Raw genomic sequence first — 17,345 nt, forward strand, 5'->3', positions numbered from 1 at the left:
CGGCGCCGAGATCCTCGTGCACGGCCTGACCGCCGCGCTGCCGGGCCTCGCCTGAGCGGACGGCGCCTCGTCCGCGCGACCGCGGGTCAGCGCGACCGCGGGTCGTCGACGGGGTCGACGACGGGATGGAAGTTGCCCGACAGGTTCGCCGGTTGCAGCACGTCGCCGAGGCCGCCACGCTTGCCCGTCCAGAGCGACGGGCCGCGCACACCGGGAAGCTGCGTGAGCACACTGCCGGTGAAGCGGCCCTCCGGCGGAATGTACGGGTTCGCCTTGCGGTTCGCGCGCCACGTGCGGAACCGATCGATCAGTCGCGTCATGACACCCTCCTCCTGTTCACGGTAGGTCCTCGCCGCGTCGCGGGCAAGGAGGGGGCCGTCAGGCGGTGAGGTGCTCGATGAGGATCTGCGTGCCGATCCCGATCAGCACCAGGCCACCGACGATCTCCGCCGGGCGGCGGAAGCGCGTGCCGATGCGGTAGCCGATGAAGACGGCGAGAAACGACAGTGCGAAGGTGACGAGACCGATCGTGGTGACGGCGATCGCGACGTCCACGTTCAAGAAGGCGAAGGACACCCCGACGGCGAGCGCGTCGATGCTCGTCGCGACCGACAGGAGCACCACCTCGCGCACGCTGAAGGCCTCGATATCGTGCACGTGCTCGGGGTGCTCCGCGTCCACCGGGGCGTCGGGGCTCAGCGCCTCCCACAGCATCTTCCCGCCGACCAGCGCGAGCAGGCCGAACGAGATCCAGTGGTCCCACGGTGCGATCGCGTCGGCGAACGTCGAACCGAGCAGCCAGCCGAGCAGCGGCATGATCGCCTGCGACACCCCGAATGCGGTCGCGAACACGAGCGCCGTGCGCAGCACGTGCGCGCGCAGTTGCAGGCCCTTTCCGAGGGCGACGGCGAAGGCATCGGCGGAGACGCCGAGCGCGAGCAGCAGCAGAGTCCAGGGGGAGATGACGGCTCCTCGAGAGGCGAAGGCGACAGCGGAGGGGTCGCAGAAAACGTGACACGGTCGTTCGCGAGCGCCGTCGGACGCGAGGACCGAAGAACAGCCTGTCGGCGGCGCGGTCTCGACTTCAAGCGGAGGCTATGAATTGACAGCATTTCGGCCACCCTGGTTTTGATAACGATTATCAGTAGTCCTAGGCTGGGCGGTATGAAGCGTCCCGTCGTCCTCCTGTCCGCCCTCGTCGCGGCATCCGCCCTCGCCCTCACCGGCTGTTCCAGCTCCGCTACCTCGTCGCCCAGCGGCTCCGCGTCCGCGGGCGGCACGATCTCGGTCGTCGCCTCCACCAACGTCTACGGCGACATCGTCAAGACGATCGGTGGTGACCACGTCGAGGTCACCTCGCTCATCGCCGACGAGAGCAAGGATCCGCACGAGTTCGAGGCGACCGCGGCCGATCAGCTCGACGTCCAGAACGCGCAGCTGCTCATCGAGAACGGCGGCGGCTACGACCCGTTCATGGCGTCTCTGAAGGATGCCGCGAAGTCGACCGCCCCGCTGATCAGCGCCGTCACCTTCTCGCCCGAGTGGACGGGCTCCGACCCCACCGCGGCCGTCGACGGCTTCAACGAGCACGTCTTCTACGACCCGCAGACCATCGCCGCCGTCGCCGACGAGATCGCGAAGCAGCTCGGGAAGCTCGACCCCGCCGACGCGAGCGCGTTCACCGCCAACGCCACAGCGTTCCGCAGCGACATCGATGCGAAGGTCACGCCGATCCTCGGCGACATCTCCAAGGCGCACAGCGGTGCCGAGATCTTCGTCACCGAGCCCGTCCCGCTGTACCTGGCCGAGGCCGCCGGACTGAAGAACGTCACGCCGTCCGCCTTCAGCGAGGCGGTCGAGGAGGGTCAGGACGTCCCGCCCGCGACGCTCCTGGACGCGCTCACGCTGATCGGCAGCGGCTCGGTGAAGATCCTCTTCGTGAACGCGCAGGCCGCGGGCGCCGAGACCACGCAGGCCGAAGCGAAGGCGGCCGAGGCCAAGGTCCCCGTCATCAAGGCCTCTGAGCTGCTCCCCGAGGGTCAGAACTACGTATCGTGGATGACTGACATGGCTACGCAGATCAAGACCGCGCTGGGTTCGTGACCCCCGCCTCCCCCCTTCCTCTTCGCATCATGGCCGCTGCGCTCTCGCGCAGCGGCCATGAGCTGTGGCGCGGCCTCAACCTCGAGCTGCAGCCGGGAGAGCTGGTCGCGGTGCTCGGGCCCAGCGGCGCCGGCAAGACCACGCTTCTTCGTGCCGTCCTCGGCCTCGAGCGCCTCAGTGCGGGCTCGATCGAGGCGCTCGGAGCGCCCGTGCGCCGGGCCGGGAATCGTCGCATCGGCTACATTCCGCAGCAGCGCCCGCTGCCCCGGCACACGGCGATGCGCGGCCGCGATCTCGTCCGTCTCGGTGTCGACGGCCACCGCTTCGGCTTCCCGGTGCGCCGCCGCGGCGACCGCGAGCGCGTGCAGACACTGATCGACGCCGTCGGGGCCACGGCCTTCGCCGATCGCCCCGTGGGCCTGCTCTCCGGGGGCGAGCAGCAGCGGCTGCGCGTGGGACAGGCGCTCGCCGACGAGCCCGGTCTGCTGCTGTGCGATGAGCCGTTGACCAGTCTCGACCTGGCCAATCAGCGTGACGTCATCGACCTCATCGACCGCTACCGCACCGCCAGCGGCGCCGGCGTGCTGCTGGTCACGCACGACATCAACCCCGTGCTGGAGAAGGTCGATCGCATCCTCTACCTCACCGGCGGCCGTTTCACCCTCGGCAGCCCGGACGAGGTCCTGACCTCCGAGACCCTCACCGCCCTGTACGGCACCCCGGTGCATGTCGCCCGTGTCGGCGGGCGCCTGGTCGTGGTCGGCGCCCCCGACTCGGATGCCGATCACCACCATCACGGCGACGCCGTCGCCGCACCCGCGGGAGGTGTCGCGTGAGCTGGGGAGACATCGGCAACGCGCTGTTCGGCGGGATGGCGCGCTACGGCGACATCCTCGCCCTGGTGCAGAACTCCGTCTGGGCCGGCGCGGTGCTCGGAATCGTCGGCGGACTCATCGGCGTGTTCGTCATGCAGCGCGACATGGCCTTCGCCGTGCACGGCATCAGCGAGCTGTCCTTCGCCGGCGCGGCGGCGGCGCTCCTTCTCGGCGTCGACGTCGTCACGGGGTCGATCGTGGGCTCGCTCATCGCGGCGGGTCTCATCGGCTGGCTGGGCGCGCGCGCCCGCGACCGCAACTCGATCATCGGCGTGCTCATGCCGTTCGGGCTGGGTATCGGCATCCTGTGCATCTCGCTCTACAACGGCCGCAGCGCCAACCGCTTCAGCCTGCTGACCGGTCAGATCGTGTCGGTGCAGAGCGATCAGCTGACGGTGCTGATCGTCTTGAGCGCGATCGTGCTCGTGGGACTGCTGCTCATCTGGAGACCGCTGAACTTCGACTCGCTCGACCCGCAGTCGGCCGCCGCGCGCGGCGTGCCGACGACGATCGTCTCGTTCGCGTTCATGATCCTGTTGGGCATCGTCGTGGCGGTGGCGGTGCACATCATCGGTGCCCTCCTGGTGCTCTCGCTGCTGGTGACGCCGGCGGCGGCGGCGATGCGGGTCTCCACCGGCCCCATCGCCGTGCCGCTGCTGGCCGCCGGCTTCGGTGTGACCGCCGCCGTCGGCGGCATCCTCCTGGCGATTGCGGGAACGCTTCCGGTGAGCCCGTACATCACGACGCTGTCGTTCCTCATCTACCTCGTCTGCCGCGTCATCGACGGCGTGCGTCGGCGCGGCACGGTCGAGGCGTGACATCGTCCAGCGCACGCGTCCAGCCGGCTCCTAGACCCCGCGGGTAGACTCCCGGCATGGCCCAGCGCAACACCTGGCAGCGCGATCGCGTGCGCGAGGCGTTGACCGACGCCCCCGGTTTCGTCAGCGCCCAGGCGCTGCACGCGACCCTGCGCGACGAGAACACGGGCATCGGACTGGCCACCGTCTACCGCGCGCTCGCGACGCTCGCCGCCAGCGGCGAGGCCGATCAGCTGCAGAGTCCCGACGGCGAAGCCATCTACCGCGCGTGCTCGACGACCGGTCACCATCACCACCTGATCTGCCGCTCGTGCGGTCTCGCCGTCGAGATCGAGGCCCACGAGGTCGAGGCGTGGGCGCAGCGCACCGCCGCCGCGCACGGGTTCACCGCCGCCGAGCACGTCGTCGACATCTTCGGTCTCTGCGCCTCCTGCTCCGCGCTGCGCGCCGCCGATCCGGTCGGAGAGCGTGTCGACTGAGGTGCGCGTCGCGCCGGCCCGTCCCCTGGTGGCCGTCGGCATCGGCGCGCTGGTGGTGGCCGCGCTCATCGCGGTCGCTTTCCTCGCCCCCGGGCCCGCCTTGCCGACCCGGCTGCAGGACGGTCTCACTCTCTCCATCAGCGTCCTGATCGAGTCGCTCCCCTTCGTGATCCTCGGCGTCCTGCTGTCGATCGTGGTGCAGGTGTGGGTGCCGGCCGGTGCGATCGAACGATGGATGCCGCGGGCACCGTGGGCGCGGCGGGCGGTGCTGTCGCTCCTGGGCATGCTCATCCCCGTCTGCGAGTGCGGAAACGTCCCCTTCGCGCGCGGTCTCATGATGCGCGGGCTGGGGGTCGCCGAGACGCTCACCTTCCTGATCGCCGCGCCGATCGTGAACCCGATCGTGATCATCACCACGCACCAGGCGTTCGGCTTCGACGATGGCATCCTCATCGCGCGCCTGCTCGGCGGCTATGCGGTCGCGAACCTCATCGGGTGGCTCTACAGCCGGCATCCCGACCCCGATGGCCTCATCACGGATCGCTTCCGTGCCAGCTGCGAGATCTCGCTCGAGAACGCGGCGCACGGCCGCGGGCCGGGCAAGGCGCAGCAGAGCCTCGCCCAGTTCGTCGTCGAACTGCGCGCCGTCATGCCCGCGCTCGTGATCGGCTCTGCCCTGGCCGGCGCCGTGCAGGTGCTCGTGCCACGCTCGGCGCTGCTGGCGATCGGATCGAACCCCGCGCTGTCGATCGTGGCCATGATCACGCTCGCGATGATCGTGTCGATCTGCTCGAACGTCGACGCCTTCTTCGCGCTCTCGTTCGCCTCGACCTTCACGCCCGGCTCGATCGTCGCGTTCCTGCTCGTGGGTCCGCTCGTCGACGTCAAGATGCTCGCGCTGCTGCGCACCACCTTCCGCTCGAAGGTGCTGGTCGGGCTCGTCGTGATCGTCGTGCTGTTCGCCGTGGCCGTCGGATCGGTGGTGAACCTCCTTGCGTGAACTGATCGGATCGCGCCTGCTCGGGGTGGGACTGGCGGCGGGCCTGGCCGCGGTCACGGTGGTGCTGTGGCTGAACGGCCAGCTGGCGCTGTACATCAACCCCTCGTCGAACTGGTTCGCGGTGCCGATGGCGATCATCGCCCTCGTCGGCGCGGTGATCAGCTTCGCTCTGCCGAAGGGCGCCGAATCCGACCACGGGCACGATCACGGCGACGGTGTCGAGGTCGGCGCCGGCGTTTCGACGCGCTCCGCTCGCTCGACGACCGGGGGTGCGCACGACCACGGGCATGACCACGACCACGGCCACGAGCGCCGCAGCGGCTGGGGCACCGCCGCGACCGTGACCGGCGGTGTGCTGTCGGTCGGCGTCGTCGCGGCGATCATGCTGACGCCGCCGGCGACGCTGTCCGCCGAGCTCGCGATGCAGCGCGACACGGGTGCCCCACCGCTGTTCCAAGGCTCCGACACCGTGGCGCTGGCCTCCACAGGAGACACCTCGAAGTTCGGCGTCGGGGAGTGGGCGAGCGTGTTCGCGACGGCGACGAACCCCGAGGCGTTCGACGGCGACACCATCACGCTCACCGGGTTCGTGACCCCCACCGACGGCGGATTCGGACTGACGCGCCTGGTCATCACGCACTGCGTCATCGATGCGCAGCCGGCGAGTGTGCCGGTTGCCTCGGGCGACATCCCGGCCACCGGAACGTGGGTCACCGTGACGGGCACGATCCGCGATGCGGGGGGACGACTGCAGATCCAGCCGGCCTCCGTGCAGACGGTCGATCAGCCCAAGGACCCGTATGAGTACTGATCGTGCGACGCGTCGCGAGCGGACACGTCGCCGCCGCGCGCGCGCGTTCCTCGCCGGGTTCGCGATCGTCGTCGCCGCGCTGGCCGTCATCGGACTCGCCGGCGCCGCCGTCACGGTGGCGCAGGGTCCGCGCGTCACGAACGTCAGCGTCGACCCGGATGCCGCGGTCAGCGCGGCCGGCTCGCGGCTGATCATCACGACCACCCAGTCCCTCGCCAAGGTCACGCCGACCCAGGTCACCGTCTCGCCCGCCGCGCCTTTCACCGTGGACACGTCCGGACGCAGCGTGGGCATCCGCTTCACCCAGCCGCTGTGGGACGACACCTCGTACACCGTGACGATCGATGGGGTCAGCGGCATCGGCGGCGGCCCGACGGCATCCGTCTCGCAGAGCTTCACCACGCCCGCGCTGCAGGCCTTCGTCCTGCAGCGCGGCGACGGCGGCGATCGGATCCTGCGCACCGGCCTCGCCGGTCAAGACCCCGAACCGGTCTACACCAACGCGCACATCGAAGACTTCCGTGCGACCGCCGGCCATCTCGTCATGTCGACGCTCGACGACGACAAGAAGTCACACCTCGTGGTCACCGATCTCGACGGCGGCAACGTGCGCGAGCTCGCCCTCCCCGGCGACGGCACGGTCACCGACCTGCAGAGCGCCGATCGGGGCGATCTCATCGGCTACACCTACACGGATGCCACCGTCGGCACGCCGGGCGCTCGCGAAGCCCGGCTGTTCACGGCCTCGCTCGCCTCCGCGCAGAGCGATGCACAGCCGACGATGATCCAGCGCGGCGGCGGCGAGTCCCGCGTCGACGACTGGCGGTTCGTGCCCGGCACCGACAGCATCCTCATGCTCACGTACGACGGGGCCCTCACTCTCATCTCCCCGTCCGGCGGCGACCCGGTCACCCTCGGCAACGCCGTGTCGATCGACGGCATCGCGCGCGGCACGACCACCGCGATCGTCGAGCGTGTGGAGGGGCCCGCGGCCATCGACCTGGCCACGGCCAAGCAGGTCGACTTGCCGCCGACCGACAAGGCTCTGGGCCAGACGAACAAGATGGTGCCGATGAGCAACGGCGACACGCTGCGGGTGCTCGCCGTCGTCGACGGCTTCACCGTGCGCTCGACCACCGTCAACGTCGTCGACACCGCGGGTCAGGCGACGCCGGTCTTCTCCGTCGACCCGAAAGACATCCTCATCCAGTCGTGCGTGTCCCCGAGCGGGAGATATGCCGCCTTCCTGGTGGCCCCGGATGCCGTGTCGAACCCGTATGACGGGTACAAGCTGCCGATGCCGACGCACCTGCGCACGCACGTCGTGGCTCTTACCGGCGCGGAGGCCGGCACCGAGGTCGGCGCCCTCGCGGGCTTCGACATCTCGTGGTGCCAGACGCCGCCGCGCACATGAGCGAGCGCCCGGGCCTGATTCCCGCGACACGGGCAGCGCTCACGGCGCTGCCGGTGGAGGTGGCGCCGCGCCTGCTCGGCGGCGTGCTGGAGGTCACCGTCGGCAAGGCGCGGGTGGCCGTGCGCCTCACCGAGGTGGAGGCATACCACGGCGCGGGCACCGGGCCCGAGCCCGATCCCGGATCCCACGCGCGGATGGGGCGAACCGCCCGCAACGCCACGATGTGGGGCGAGCCGGGCCACCTCTACGTCTACTTGAGCCACGGCATCCACTCGTGCGTCAACGTCGTCTGCGCCCCCGAGGGTCAGGCCGGCGGGATCCTGCTGCGTGCGGGGGCCGTGATCGAGGGCGAGGATGTCGCCTTCGCCCGCCGCCCCGCCGCGCGGGTCGCGCGGGATCTGGCTCGCGGCCCCGGTCGCCTCGGGGATGCCGTGGGCCTGCGCCATCCCGTGCACGACGGCATCGACGCGGTCACCGCTCGTCCGCGGGCCGGCGCGTCCGCCCGACTGTGGCTGCCGGTGGTGGCCCGCGCCGACGTCGAGGCGGGTCCTCGCGTCGGAGTGGCGGGCGTCGCGGGGACGGCCGCATTCCCGTGGCGGTTCTGGATCTCGGGGGATCCGACCGTCTCGCCGTTTCGCTGGGGGCGCGGAGCCGGTCCGACGCGCTGAGCTCTCAGTCGACGGCGAACCGCTGCACCATGACCTCGCGCAGTGCCATCGCGGCCGGGCCGGCGTGTGGTCGGGTGCTCACGCTCAGCGGCCACTCGATCACCGGTGTGACGGGCACCGCGATCGTACCGGCCGTCGGAACGACGAGCACCTCGGGCACCAGCGCCACGCCGAAGCCGGCGGCGACGAACGACGGGATGTCGCCGACGGCGGAGACCTCCGTCGCCACCTCGCGCACGAGGCCGGCGCGCGCGAGTGCTCGTTCGAGGAGCACGCGGTGACCGAAGCCGTGCGGTGCGTCGATCCAGGCCTCGGTCGCCAGACGCTCCAGAGGAATCTCCGCCAGCGCGCTGAGCTCGTGAGCGTCGGGGAGAAGCGCGACGAAGGGCGAGCGCACGAGCTCGACCGTCTCCAGATCGGGCAGCTCCGTCGACGGCAGCCCCATGAAAGCGAGGTCGATCCGTCCGCGCCGCAGCTCGTCGGCGAGCCCGGTGGAACCGGACGGCGACGAGACGAGTCGTAGGCGCACGAGGGGATGCTGGGCGCGGAAGGCGGCGAACAGCTCGGGCATGCGCAGGGTCGGAAGGTTGACGAAGATCCCGACGCGCAGCAGGCCCTCGATGCGACCGGTCGCTGCGCTCTGCAATCGGCTCGTCGCATCGACGATCTCCCGAGCGGGCTCCAGCAGGTGCTCACCGGCGGCCGTCAGCGCGACGCGGCGGCCGGAACGTTCGATGAGCCGGGTTCCCATGCGCTGCTCGAGAGTCTGGATGCCGGCCGACGCCGTCGACTGCACGACGTACAGCCGAGCCGCGGCGCGCGTGAAGCTCGACTCCTCGGCGACGGCGACGAAGTACTCCAGCAGCCTCGTGTCCATGGAGACAAACTATCGATGATGTCGATGAATAGCATCAATCGAATTCGTTGGACTCGATGCGATCGAAAGCGCATCCTGAGGTCATGACCACCACCAGCCTCCCCGCCGCCGGGGCGCCCGCCTCGGCATCCGCGTCCTCCCCGCGCCGCTCGCGTGCGGCGCACTCCGCCGGCTTCTGGACGGCCGTGCTCGCCTTCGCCATCGCGATGGCGTTCTCGACCATTCCCACCCCGATCTACGCGCTCTATCAGCAGCGCGACGGTTTCTCGCCGATCGTGGTGACCGTCATCTTCGCCGCCTATGCCGTCGGTGTCGCCGTGAGCCTGTACCTCGTCGGCCACGTCAGCGATTGGTGGGGCCGCCGCGTCGTGTTCATCGCCGCGCTCGCCGTCGAGATCGTCGCCGCCGTGATGTTCCTGCTCTGGCAGGACGTCACGGGACTCATCGTGGCCCGCTTCGTCTCCGGCGTCGGCATCGGCGGGTTGACCGCCACTGCGACGGCGCACATCGCCGAACTGCGCGCCGTGGCGGTGCCGTCGTCGACGATCGCCCCGGTCGTCTCCAACTTCGCGAACATCGGGGGACTGGCCGTCGGGCCGCTCGTCGCCGGTGCGCTGATCACCTGGGTGCCCGCTCCGCTGGAGACGCCCTACGCGGTGTTCCTCGGGCTGCTCGTCCTCGCTCTCGTGGCGACAGCGGTGATTCCCGAGACCGTCGACCGCGGGCAGCAGCGCCGGAGCTACCGTCCGCAGCGCGTCGCGATTCCGGCCGCCGCGCGGGGCGCGTTCTGGGCGGCGGGGACCGGCGCCTTCACCGGCTTCGCTGTCTTCGGTCTGATGATGGCGCTCACCCCGACGGTGCTGGCGCAGGCCATGGGCGTCACGTCGCGACTCGCCGCCGGAGCCGTGCCGTTCGCCGTCTTCATGTCGGCAGCGGTCGCCCAGGTGGTCACCGTACGACTCAGCCTGCGTCGTCAGCTGCTGCTGTCGTGGATCCTGATGGGTGTCGGGATCGTGCTCGTCGCGGTCGCCGTCGCGGTGGGCGCCCTGGCCGCGTTCGTGATCGGCGGCGTGGCCGCGGGAGCGGGCGTGGGCGTGATGTTCCGTGCGTCGCTGGGTGTCGCCGGCTCGCTCGCGCCGGCGGGCTCTCGCGGCGAGGTGCTCGCCGCGATCTTCCTGATCGCCTACGTCGGACTCGCCGTCCCGACCCTGCTGATCGGAGCCGCCCTCGCGTGGCTCGCCCTGCCCGTCGTCCTCGGGGTCTTCGCCGGTTTGGTGCTCGTCCTGATCTCGGTGGCGACACCTCGCATGGTGCGCCGCCTCGCCGCGTGATCGGCGACGGCGCGACGTCAAGCCGACACGCCCGGCCGTGCTAGACTGAATCTTTGTCTGCGCGCACTCCAGCACGCAGTTCGTATCCCTGTGTTCTCAGAGGGATGCAGACAAGGGATCTTGGGTGGCACCGTCCGGTGTCACGGTACTAAGGAGAATCACTATGGCAGCAGTGTGCCAGGTGACCGGAGCAGTTCCCGGCTTCGGTCACAACATCTCGCACTCGCACCGCCGGACGAAGCGTCGCTTCGACCCGAACGTGCAGAAGAAGACCTACTACGTTCCTTCGCTCGGTCGCAAGATCACGCTGAACGTGTCGGCCAAGGGCATCAAGGTCATTGACGCCCGCGGCATCGAGTCGGTCGTCAAGGACCTCATCGCGAAGGGTGTGAAGCTCTAATGGCGAAGAAGGCTCAGGACGTTCGTCCGATCATCAAGCTCCGGTCGACCGCCGGCACGGGGTACACCTACGTGACGCGTAAGAACCGTCGCAACAACCCCGACCGCATCGTGCTCAAGAAGTACGACCCGGTGATCCGCAAGCACGTCGAATTCCGAGAGGAGCGCTGATCTCATGGCCAAGAAGAGCAAGATCGCGCGCAACAACCAGCGCGAGGAGGTCGTCGCCCGTTACGCCGAGAAGCGTGCCGAGCTGAAGAAGACCCTCGTCGACCCGAACGCGACCGACGAGGCCCGCGAGGCCGCCCGTGTCGGCCTGCAGAAGCTGCCCCGCAACGCGTCGCCCGTGCGCCTGCGTGGTCGCGACGCCATCGACGGTCGCCCCCGCGGCTACCTGTCGAAGTTCGGCATCTCGCGTGTTCGCTTCCGCGACATGGCGCACAAGGGCGAGCTGCCCGGTGTGACCAAGTCGAGCTGGTAAGCACCGACGCACACGTCTCGAAGGCCCGTCCCGTCAGGGGCGGGCCTTCTGCGTTCCCACCCGACGCCGGATTCGGAGACCGTCATCGGATGCGGACGGGGCGGCCCTCGGCATCCGATTACGGTGTCGATGTCCGCATCCGCGGCCGCGCGGCCAGCGGATGCCGTGGTCACACCAGCCCCATCCGTCACCGTACGACGCCGACACGCCGGGGAGAATGACGTCTGGAGGGCGTAAATCCGCGGATTTCCGCGGATCGTGGGTATATTCGGGGGCGGTCCCATCGACCAAACCGGGCGCTCGTCGTCCGGTCCGATCTCACTGAAGGCGGCATTCGCTGCCGTCTGGAGGACAACCCCAATGGCTATCACCAAGACTGAGCTCGTCGCAAGCATCGCCAGCGCCACCGGCGAGAGCCAGGCCACCGTCGGCCGCGTCGTCGACGGCCTGTTCTCGGCTGTCTCCGAGGCCGTCGCCAAGGGCGAGAAGGTCACGATCCCCGGCTTCCTCTCGTTCGAGCAGGTCGCCACCGCCGCGCGTACGGGCCGCAACCCGCAGACGGGCGAGGAGATCAAGATCGCCGCCGGAAAGCGCGTCAAGGTCACCGCGGGCTCCAAGCTCAAGGCCGCCGTCAAGTAAGTACGGCCCTGCACGAGGGGGGATGCCGTTCGGCATCCCCCCTTCGGCGTGTCCGGCGCCGCGTAGGCTGGACGGGTGATCCCGACCCGTGTGATGCGTTTCGTGGGCCCGGCGATCCTCGTCGCGGCCGCCCTCGTCTCCCTCGTGCTCGGGCTCGTGTTCGGCGGGGGTGCCGCCCCGCTGCTCGTCGGTGACGCCGGCCCGGTCGTGCGCTGGGGGCTGCCGATCGTCACTCTCGGCGTGAACCTGTCGGCGGCGGGCATGATCGGATCGCTCGTGCTCGCGCTGTTCGCGCTGCGCGCGGGGGAGCGCCCCTTCCACACGGCGCTGGACGTGGCATCCATCTCGGCCGCCCTCTTCACGGTCGCGAGCGGGTTCACCGCCTTCTTCACGTTCGTCAACATCTTCAATGCCACCCCGAACGCCGGCGCCGAGTTCGGTGGCCAGTTGGGGCGCTTCCTGGTGTCGACCGACCCCGGTCGCGCCTGGGCGCTGACCACCCTTGCCGGAGCCGCGCTGACGGTGCTCACTTTCGCCGTCCGTGGATGGACCTCGACGTTGTTCGTGGCCGCCCTGGCGATCGCCAGCCTCGTGCCGATGGCCACCCAGGGTCACTCCGGCGACGACGCCGGCCACAACATCGCCGTCTCCGCACTCGCTTTGCACATCATCGCCGCCGCCGCCTGGCTCGGCGGCCTGCTGCTGTTGATGGTGCTGCGACCCCAGCTGCGGGGAGCCGAGCTGGGCGACGTCCTGGCGCGGTACTCGAGCATCGCCCTCGTGGCCTTCGTCGTCGTCTCACTGTCGGGCGTCGCACGTGCCGCCGTCGGCGTCGTCGAGCCCAAGTATCTGCTGTCGGCCTACGGGGCCCTGCTCGGCGTGAAGGTCGTCGCGCTGCTGCTGATGGGGGCGCTCGGCGCGCGGTACCGCACCGGGCTGATCTCGCGTATCCAGCGGGACGAGAAGCCGAGCGGCGAGCGCTCGTCGCGCCGGTTCTGGGGTCTGGTCACGCTCGAGCTCGTGTTCATGGGCATCGCCAGCGGGGCGGCGGTCGCGCTGTCGCGAACTCCCCCACCGGTCGACACGCGCCTTCCCGACGTCAAGACGCCCGCGGAGATCCTCACCGAGGTGCCGCTGCCGCCCGAATTGACCATCTCGCGCTGGTTCACGCAGTGGGACATCGACATCCTGTGGGTGTTCGCCGTCGGCTTCGGCCTCTTCTTCTACCTCGCCGGCGCGTGGCGCCTGCATCGCCGCGGCGACCGCTGGCCGGTGTACCGCACGCTGCTGTGGGTCCTGGGCATGCTCTCGCTGCTGTGGGTGACGAGCGGTCCGATCAACGCGTACCAGGACTATCTGTTCAGCATGCACATGATGGGCCACATGCTGCTGACGATGGCCATTCCGATGATGCTCGTCTTCGGTGCCCCCGTGACGCTCGCCTCGCGGGCCATCGCCAAGCGCGACGACGGCTCGCGCGGCGGGCGCGAGTGGATCCTGTGGGCGGTGCACACGCCGTTCGCGCGCGTCGTCACCCATCCGCTGTTCGCGGCCGCGATGTTCGTCGGATCACTCTGGGCGTTCTACTACACCGATCTCTTCCGCTGGACCCTCTACGACCACCTTGGACACGAGTGGATGGTCGCCCACTTCCTCATCTCGGGCTACCTGTTCGTGCAGTCGCTCGTCGGCATCGACCCGGTGCCCCTGCGCTACCCCTACCCGTTCCGGCTGCTCACGCTGATCGGCGTCATGGCCATGCACGCGTTCTTCGGCATCTCGATCATGATGTCGTCGGGGCTGTTCGTCGCCGAGTGGTTCGGTTCGATGGGACGCACCTGGGGAGAGCCGCCGCTGGTCGACCAGTACACCGGGGGTGGCATCGCGTGGTCGATCGGCGAGATCCCGACCCTGATCCTCTCGATCACCGTGGCGATCCAGTGGAGCCGCACCGACGAACGTGCCCAGCGTCGCGGCGATCGTCACGCCGATCGGACGGGGGATGCCGAGCTCGAGGCCTACAACGCGAAGCTCGCCCAGCTTGCAGCCCGCGATGCGCGGGAGGCCCGCCTCACACGCTGAGGGCGGCGGCCCGTCGGGATCAACCGGCGGACTGCACCTGAATCGAGGCGGTGCCGTCGGGCAGCATCGTGATCGTGCCGCCGACCCGGAACGGCACATCCTCGTCGACGTGGGTCACCGTGCCGTCGAAGATCGACTTGATGTCGACGACCACGTGCGCCGCGGCATCCGCGGGGACGATCGACCATCCGGCGCCGTCGGGCTGCAGGGCGATCTTGGGCGGGGTGACCATCGACCACACGGGCGGCTCGAGGATGCGGTTGCGTACCTGCAGACCGAAGGGGCAGCCGGTGGGCTGCAGCACCTGCTGCGTCGTGCACGCGGTGAGGAACGACTCCACACGTTCCTGCACGACGTCGACGAAGGTGGAGGTCGGCTGAGTCTGGATGTCCACGGGCACCTCAGCCTGGGGCGTATCGGAGAGAACCGCCACCCCCGGGCTGGACGAGACCGGCGTGTCGACGGAGATCGAGTAGAGGCCGGGCGAGAACACGAGCAACGCGACCGGTGCCAGAGGATCGGCCTTCGTGCCGTCGGGCGAGACCTGGCGGGTGTCGACCGCGAACCCGTTCACGGAGAAGGCGGTCGCGCCGCGCAGGGTCAGATCGATCACCGCCAGCGGGCTCTGCGCGAATCGCCAGGTGGGGGCCAGTCCGACCCATCCCGCCCGCTCCACGCGGAACGTGGAGGTCCCGGCGTGCGGGCCGGCCTGGTACGACACCGTCACGAGCTCGACGCCATCGGACGCCTGCTCGCCCACGACACGGATGTCGCTGAGCGGAGCGAGCGCCGCGCGGCGCAAGAGCGCTTCGCTCGCGTCGCCGGGAAGCCCGGCATCCGTGAGATCGGAGGATGCGATCGGCACCCCGGGCAGGGCGAGCGCTTCGGGGACCCGCCCCTCGCTGAGCAGGCTGAGATAGCGCGTGACGAAAGCGCCGGGGCTGTACAGGTCGCGGTACACCGTGACGGTCGCCGCCCCGATCGCGCCGACCAGGAGCAGCCCGACGACGGACAGGGCGGCCAGGTCGAACGCCAGCCGACGGCTTCTGCGACGGGCCGGGGAAGGGCGCGTCGCGGCATCCGTACCCGCCTCTGCGGCGCGCGCCTGCTCACCCACCACCCCGTCCACAGCTCCAGTCTAGGAAACCCTTCCTGATGGCTAGCATGGATCCGGTGACCATCCCCTCCCTCTCCGCCGAGCAGGAGGAGCTCTTCCGCCTCATCGAGGACACGCGGGAGCACGTGTTCGTGACCGGGCGCGCGGGAACGGGGAAATCCACCCTCCTCCAGCACCTCGCCTGGAACACCGAGAAGCAGATCGCCGTCTGCGCCCCGACAGGAGTGGCCGCCCTGAACGTCGAGGGGCAGACGATCCACTCCCTCTTCCGGCTGCCGATCGGACTCATCGCCGACAGCGAGCTCGAGCAGTCCGAGCCTGCGCGTCGCGTGCTCAAAGCGATAGACACCCTCGTGATCGATGAGGTGTCGATGGTCAACGCCGATCTGATGGATGCCATCGACCGCTCACTGCGTCAGGCGCGGGGGCGCCGCTCCGAACCCTTCGGCGGCGTGCAGATCATCATGTTCGGCGACCCCTACCAGCTCTCTCCCGTGCCGCCGCGCGGTGATGAGCTGCGCTACATCCAGGACCACTACCGGTCGTTCTGGTTCTTCGACGCGCAGGTGTGGGCGGGCCCGTCGACGGACGGCTCCGCGATCCGTTCCGACGGGCTGCTCGACCTCGGCCGGGTCGGGGCGCCGCTGCACATCCGCGAACTGCGTCAGATCCATCGCCAGGCCGACGACGGGTTCAAGGCGATGCTGAACGCCGTGCGCCACGGGGTGGTGACCGCAGAGATCGCGGGCATGCTCAACGCGGCGGGAGCACGCCCGGTGCCCGAGCCGGTCGAGGGCGAGCCTCCGATCATCACGCTCGCGACGCGCAACGACATCGTCTCGCGCATCAACCAGCGTCATCTCGACGCCCTGCCCGGTCCGGTTCAGACGGCGCGCGCCGATGTCAGCGGCGACTTCGGGCGCGGCGAGGCGTCGTACCCCGCCGACACCGAGCTGCAGCTCAAGGTCGGCGCGCAGGTCATGTTCCTCCGCAACGATGTGGGCGGTCGTGGGGACGGCCCGCGGTGGGTGAACGGCTCGATCGGCACCGTCACGCGCATCGCCGGAGGCACGGTGCGCGTCGAGCTCGACGGCGAGGAGGTCGACGTCGAGCCGGCCGTCTGGGAGAGGTTCCGCTATGCGTACGATCCCGGGTCGCGAAAGCTCACCCGCGAGATCGTGGCCGAGTTCACTCAGTTCCCGCTGCGACTGGCATGGGCGGTGACGATCCACAAGTCGCAGGGCAAGACGTACGACCGCGCCGTCATCGACCTGGGCTCGGGGGCGTTCGCGCCGGGGCAGACCTACGTGGCTCTGTCACGGCTGACCTCGCTCGACGGCCTCTACCTGTCGCGCCCGCTGCGCCCGAGCGACATCCTCGTGGATGCCGACGTCCGCCGGTTCATGGCCGGGGTCCGCGCCGCCGGCTTCTGACCCTCGGGTGAAACGCGCGGTCAGGCGGATGCCGCGGCGGCGGCCTTGGCGGTGGCGAGATCGACGAAGAGGTCGGTGTTGAACTGGTACGCGGCGAGCACCTCGTCGATGACGCGCTCGCGCTCCGCGGCATCCCAGGCGACGGCGTCGAGCTGCTCGCGGTAGACGTCCTTGAAGGCGGCGGGGTCGGCGATCTCGTCGAAGAGGTAGAAGCCGATGCCGTTCGTCTCGAAGCCGAACTGGCGTGCCATCAGCTTTCCGATGAACAAGCCTCCGGACAGGTCGCCGAGATACCGGGTGTAGTGGTGGGCAACGAAGCCGCCCGGCCAGCTCGCGCCGACTTCTCGGATGCGCTCGACGTAGCGGGTGGTCGTCGGAAGCGGCGCGATCCGTTCGCGCCAGTCGTCGCCGATCAGGAAGGCGAGGTCGGACTCGATCGCGGGCAGGCGCGTGAGCTTCTCGCTGATGAACGGTGCCGCGATCGGATCGTCTCGCATGGTCTCGGCGGCGGCCTCGAGTGCCTCGTAGATGAACCAGTGCTGTGCGACGAGCGCGACGTAGTCGTCGCGCGTGCCGCGACCGCGCATCAGATCGTCCATGAATCCGGCGTGCTCGCTGCCGGAGTGGGCGGTACGCGAACGCTCGCGCAGGGCGGTGGACAACGGGATCGGCTGGGTCACAACCGTCAGTGTAGTTGAAACTAAGGCTCACCTAAACTGAAGGTTGCCTGCGGGATCGCTGAGCGCCCGGTCCGCCCCGACTATCCGTGCGGCCGAGGCGTGATCCCCAGGCGCGCGCACGCCTCGTCGACAGGGCGA

20 protein-coding genes are annotated in these 17,345 nt (G+C 69.7%); 15 read left to right on the forward strand and 5 right to left on the reverse strand.

Annotation, left to right across the window (positions count from 1 at the left end; genetic code table 11):
• Positions 1-86 precede the first annotated feature (86 nt).
• On the reverse strand, positions 87-320 hold the full coding sequence (locus tag I5I_RS14540; protein ID WP_036321353.1) for a hypothetical protein: 234 nt from the start codon (positions 318-320) through the stop codon (positions 87-89).
• A gap of 58 nt (positions 321-378) precedes the next feature.
• The gene (locus I5I_RS14545) at positions 379-870 is read right to left on the reverse strand and encodes a manganese efflux pump MntP (RefSeq protein ID WP_231477160.1); all 492 of its coding nucleotides are present in this window, start codon (positions 868-870) and stop codon (positions 379-381) included.
• A 294-nt stretch (positions 871-1,164) separates the two neighbouring features.
• Between I5I_RS14545 and I5I_RS14550 the strand changes: the two genes are divergently transcribed.
• The 8 genes from I5I_RS14550 to I5I_RS14585 are packed head-to-tail and all read left to right on the forward strand — an operon-like array spanning position 1,165 to position 8,168.
• Entirely contained in the window at positions 1,165-2,103 is a 939-nt protein-coding gene (locus I5I_RS14550; RefSeq protein WP_036321356.1) for a metal ABC transporter solute-binding protein, Zn/Mn family, read from the forward strand.
• A 29-nt stretch (positions 2,104-2,132) separates the two neighbouring features.
• Complete coding sequence (locus I5I_RS14555; RefSeq protein ID WP_051039654.1) at positions 2,133-2,939, forward strand: metal ABC transporter ATP-binding protein; 807 nt, start codon at positions 2,133-2,135, stop codon at positions 2,937-2,939.
• Complete coding sequence (locus tag I5I_RS14560) at positions 2,936-3,796, forward strand: metal ABC transporter permease (RefSeq protein WP_036321362.1); 861 nt, start codon at positions 2,936-2,938, stop codon at positions 3,794-3,796. The genes I5I_RS14555 and I5I_RS14560 overlap by 4 nt, the downstream gene beginning before the upstream one ends.
• 56 nt (positions 3,797-3,852) lie before the next feature.
• Entirely contained in the window at positions 3,853-4,275 is a 423-nt protein-coding gene (locus I5I_RS14565; protein WP_036321364.1) for a Fur family transcriptional regulator, read from the forward strand.
• On the forward strand, positions 4,265-5,275 hold the full coding sequence (locus I5I_RS14570) for a permease (protein WP_051039652.1): 1,011 nt from the start codon (positions 4,265-4,267) through the stop codon (positions 5,273-5,275). The genes I5I_RS14565 and I5I_RS14570 overlap by 11 nt, the downstream gene beginning before the upstream one ends.
• Positions 5,268-6,086: a TIGR03943 family putative permease subunit gene (locus I5I_RS14575; RefSeq protein ID WP_051039653.1), complete on the forward strand. Its 819-nt coding sequence runs from the start codon at positions 5,268-5,270 to the stop codon at positions 6,084-6,086. Before I5I_RS14570 ends, I5I_RS14575 begins: the two co-directional genes overlap by 8 nt.
• A complete protein-coding gene (locus tag I5I_RS14580) occupies positions 6,076-7,500 on the forward strand; it encodes an Ig-like domain-containing protein (protein WP_036321367.1) in 1,425 nt (474 codons plus the stop codon). Before I5I_RS14575 ends, I5I_RS14580 begins: the two co-directional genes overlap by 11 nt.
• A complete protein-coding gene (locus I5I_RS14585) occupies positions 7,497-8,168 on the forward strand; it encodes a DNA-3-methyladenine glycosylase (protein ID WP_036321387.1) in 672 nt (223 codons plus the stop codon). Before I5I_RS14580 ends, I5I_RS14585 begins: the two co-directional genes overlap by 4 nt.
• A 4-nt stretch (positions 8,169-8,172) precedes the next feature.
• On the opposite strand, the gene I5I_RS14590 is transcribed toward I5I_RS14585, so the two are convergent.
• Complete coding sequence (locus tag I5I_RS14590) at positions 8,173-9,045, reverse strand: LysR family transcriptional regulator (RefSeq protein WP_036321369.1); 873 nt, start codon at positions 9,043-9,045, stop codon at positions 8,173-8,175.
• 83 nt (positions 9,046-9,128) lie between these two features.
• Between I5I_RS14590 and I5I_RS14595 the strand changes: the two genes are divergently transcribed.
• The 6 genes from I5I_RS14595 to I5I_RS14620 all read left to right on the forward strand — a co-directional run bounded on the left by I5I_RS14595 (position 9,129) and on the right by I5I_RS14620 (position 13,977).
• Complete coding sequence (locus tag I5I_RS14595; protein ID WP_036321372.1) at positions 9,129-10,376, forward strand: MFS transporter; 1,248 nt, start codon at positions 9,129-9,131, stop codon at positions 10,374-10,376.
• Between the two features lie 163 nt (positions 10,377-10,539).
• Positions 10,540-10,776 (forward strand): 50S ribosomal protein L28, encoded by a 237-nt coding sequence (rpmB, locus tag I5I_RS14600; RefSeq protein WP_005051771.1) that lies wholly within the window; start codon positions 10,540-10,542, stop codon positions 10,774-10,776.
• Positions 10,776-10,946, forward strand: coding sequence for a 50S ribosomal protein L33 (rpmG, locus tag I5I_RS14605; RefSeq protein ID WP_005051772.1), 171 nt, complete (start codon positions 10,776-10,778; stop codon positions 10,944-10,946). Before rpmB ends, rpmG begins: the two co-directional genes overlap by 1 nt.
• 4 nt (positions 10,947-10,950) lie before the next feature.
• Positions 10,951-11,256, forward strand: coding sequence for a 30S ribosomal protein S14 (gene rpsN, locus I5I_RS14610; protein ID WP_005051773.1), 306 nt, complete (start codon positions 10,951-10,953; stop codon positions 11,254-11,256).
• A 360-nt stretch (positions 11,257-11,616) separates the two neighbouring features.
• Positions 11,617-11,895, forward strand: a complete 279-nt coding sequence (locus I5I_RS14615) for an HU family DNA-binding protein (RefSeq protein WP_005051774.1) — start codon at positions 11,617-11,619, stop codon at positions 11,893-11,895.
• A gap of 93 nt (positions 11,896-11,988) precedes the next feature.
• Positions 11,989-13,977 carry a cytochrome c oxidase assembly protein gene (locus tag I5I_RS14620; protein ID WP_036321390.1) on the forward strand — a complete coding sequence of 663 codons (1,989 nt, stop codon included), beginning with the start codon at positions 11,989-11,991 and terminating at the stop codon, positions 13,975-13,977.
• 19 nt (positions 13,978-13,996) lie between these two features.
• On the opposite strand, the gene I5I_RS14625 is transcribed toward I5I_RS14620, so the two are convergent.
• Complete coding sequence (locus tag I5I_RS14625) at positions 13,997-15,094, reverse strand: hypothetical protein (protein ID WP_051039655.1); 1,098 nt, start codon at positions 15,092-15,094, stop codon at positions 13,997-13,999.
• A 47-nt stretch (positions 15,095-15,141) separates the two neighbouring features.
• On the opposite strand from I5I_RS14625, the gene I5I_RS14630 reads away from it, so the two are divergent.
• Entirely contained in the window at positions 15,142-16,527 is a 1,386-nt protein-coding gene (locus I5I_RS14630; RefSeq protein ID WP_036321378.1) for an ATP-dependent DNA helicase, read from the forward strand.
• Between the two features lie 20 nt (positions 16,528-16,547).
• Here I5I_RS14630 and I5I_RS14635 read toward each other — a convergent pair whose 3' ends face one another.
• Positions 16,548-17,207 carry a biliverdin-producing heme oxygenase gene (locus I5I_RS14635; protein ID WP_036321381.1) on the reverse strand — a complete coding sequence of 220 codons (660 nt, stop codon included), beginning with the start codon at positions 17,205-17,207 and terminating at the stop codon, positions 16,548-16,550.
• Positions 17,208-17,345: the final 138 nt, after the last annotated feature.

The organism is Microbacterium sp. B24 (assembly GCF_000333415.1).
Taxonomy (GTDB): Bacteria; Actinomycetota; Actinomycetes; order Actinomycetales; family Microbacteriaceae; genus Microbacterium.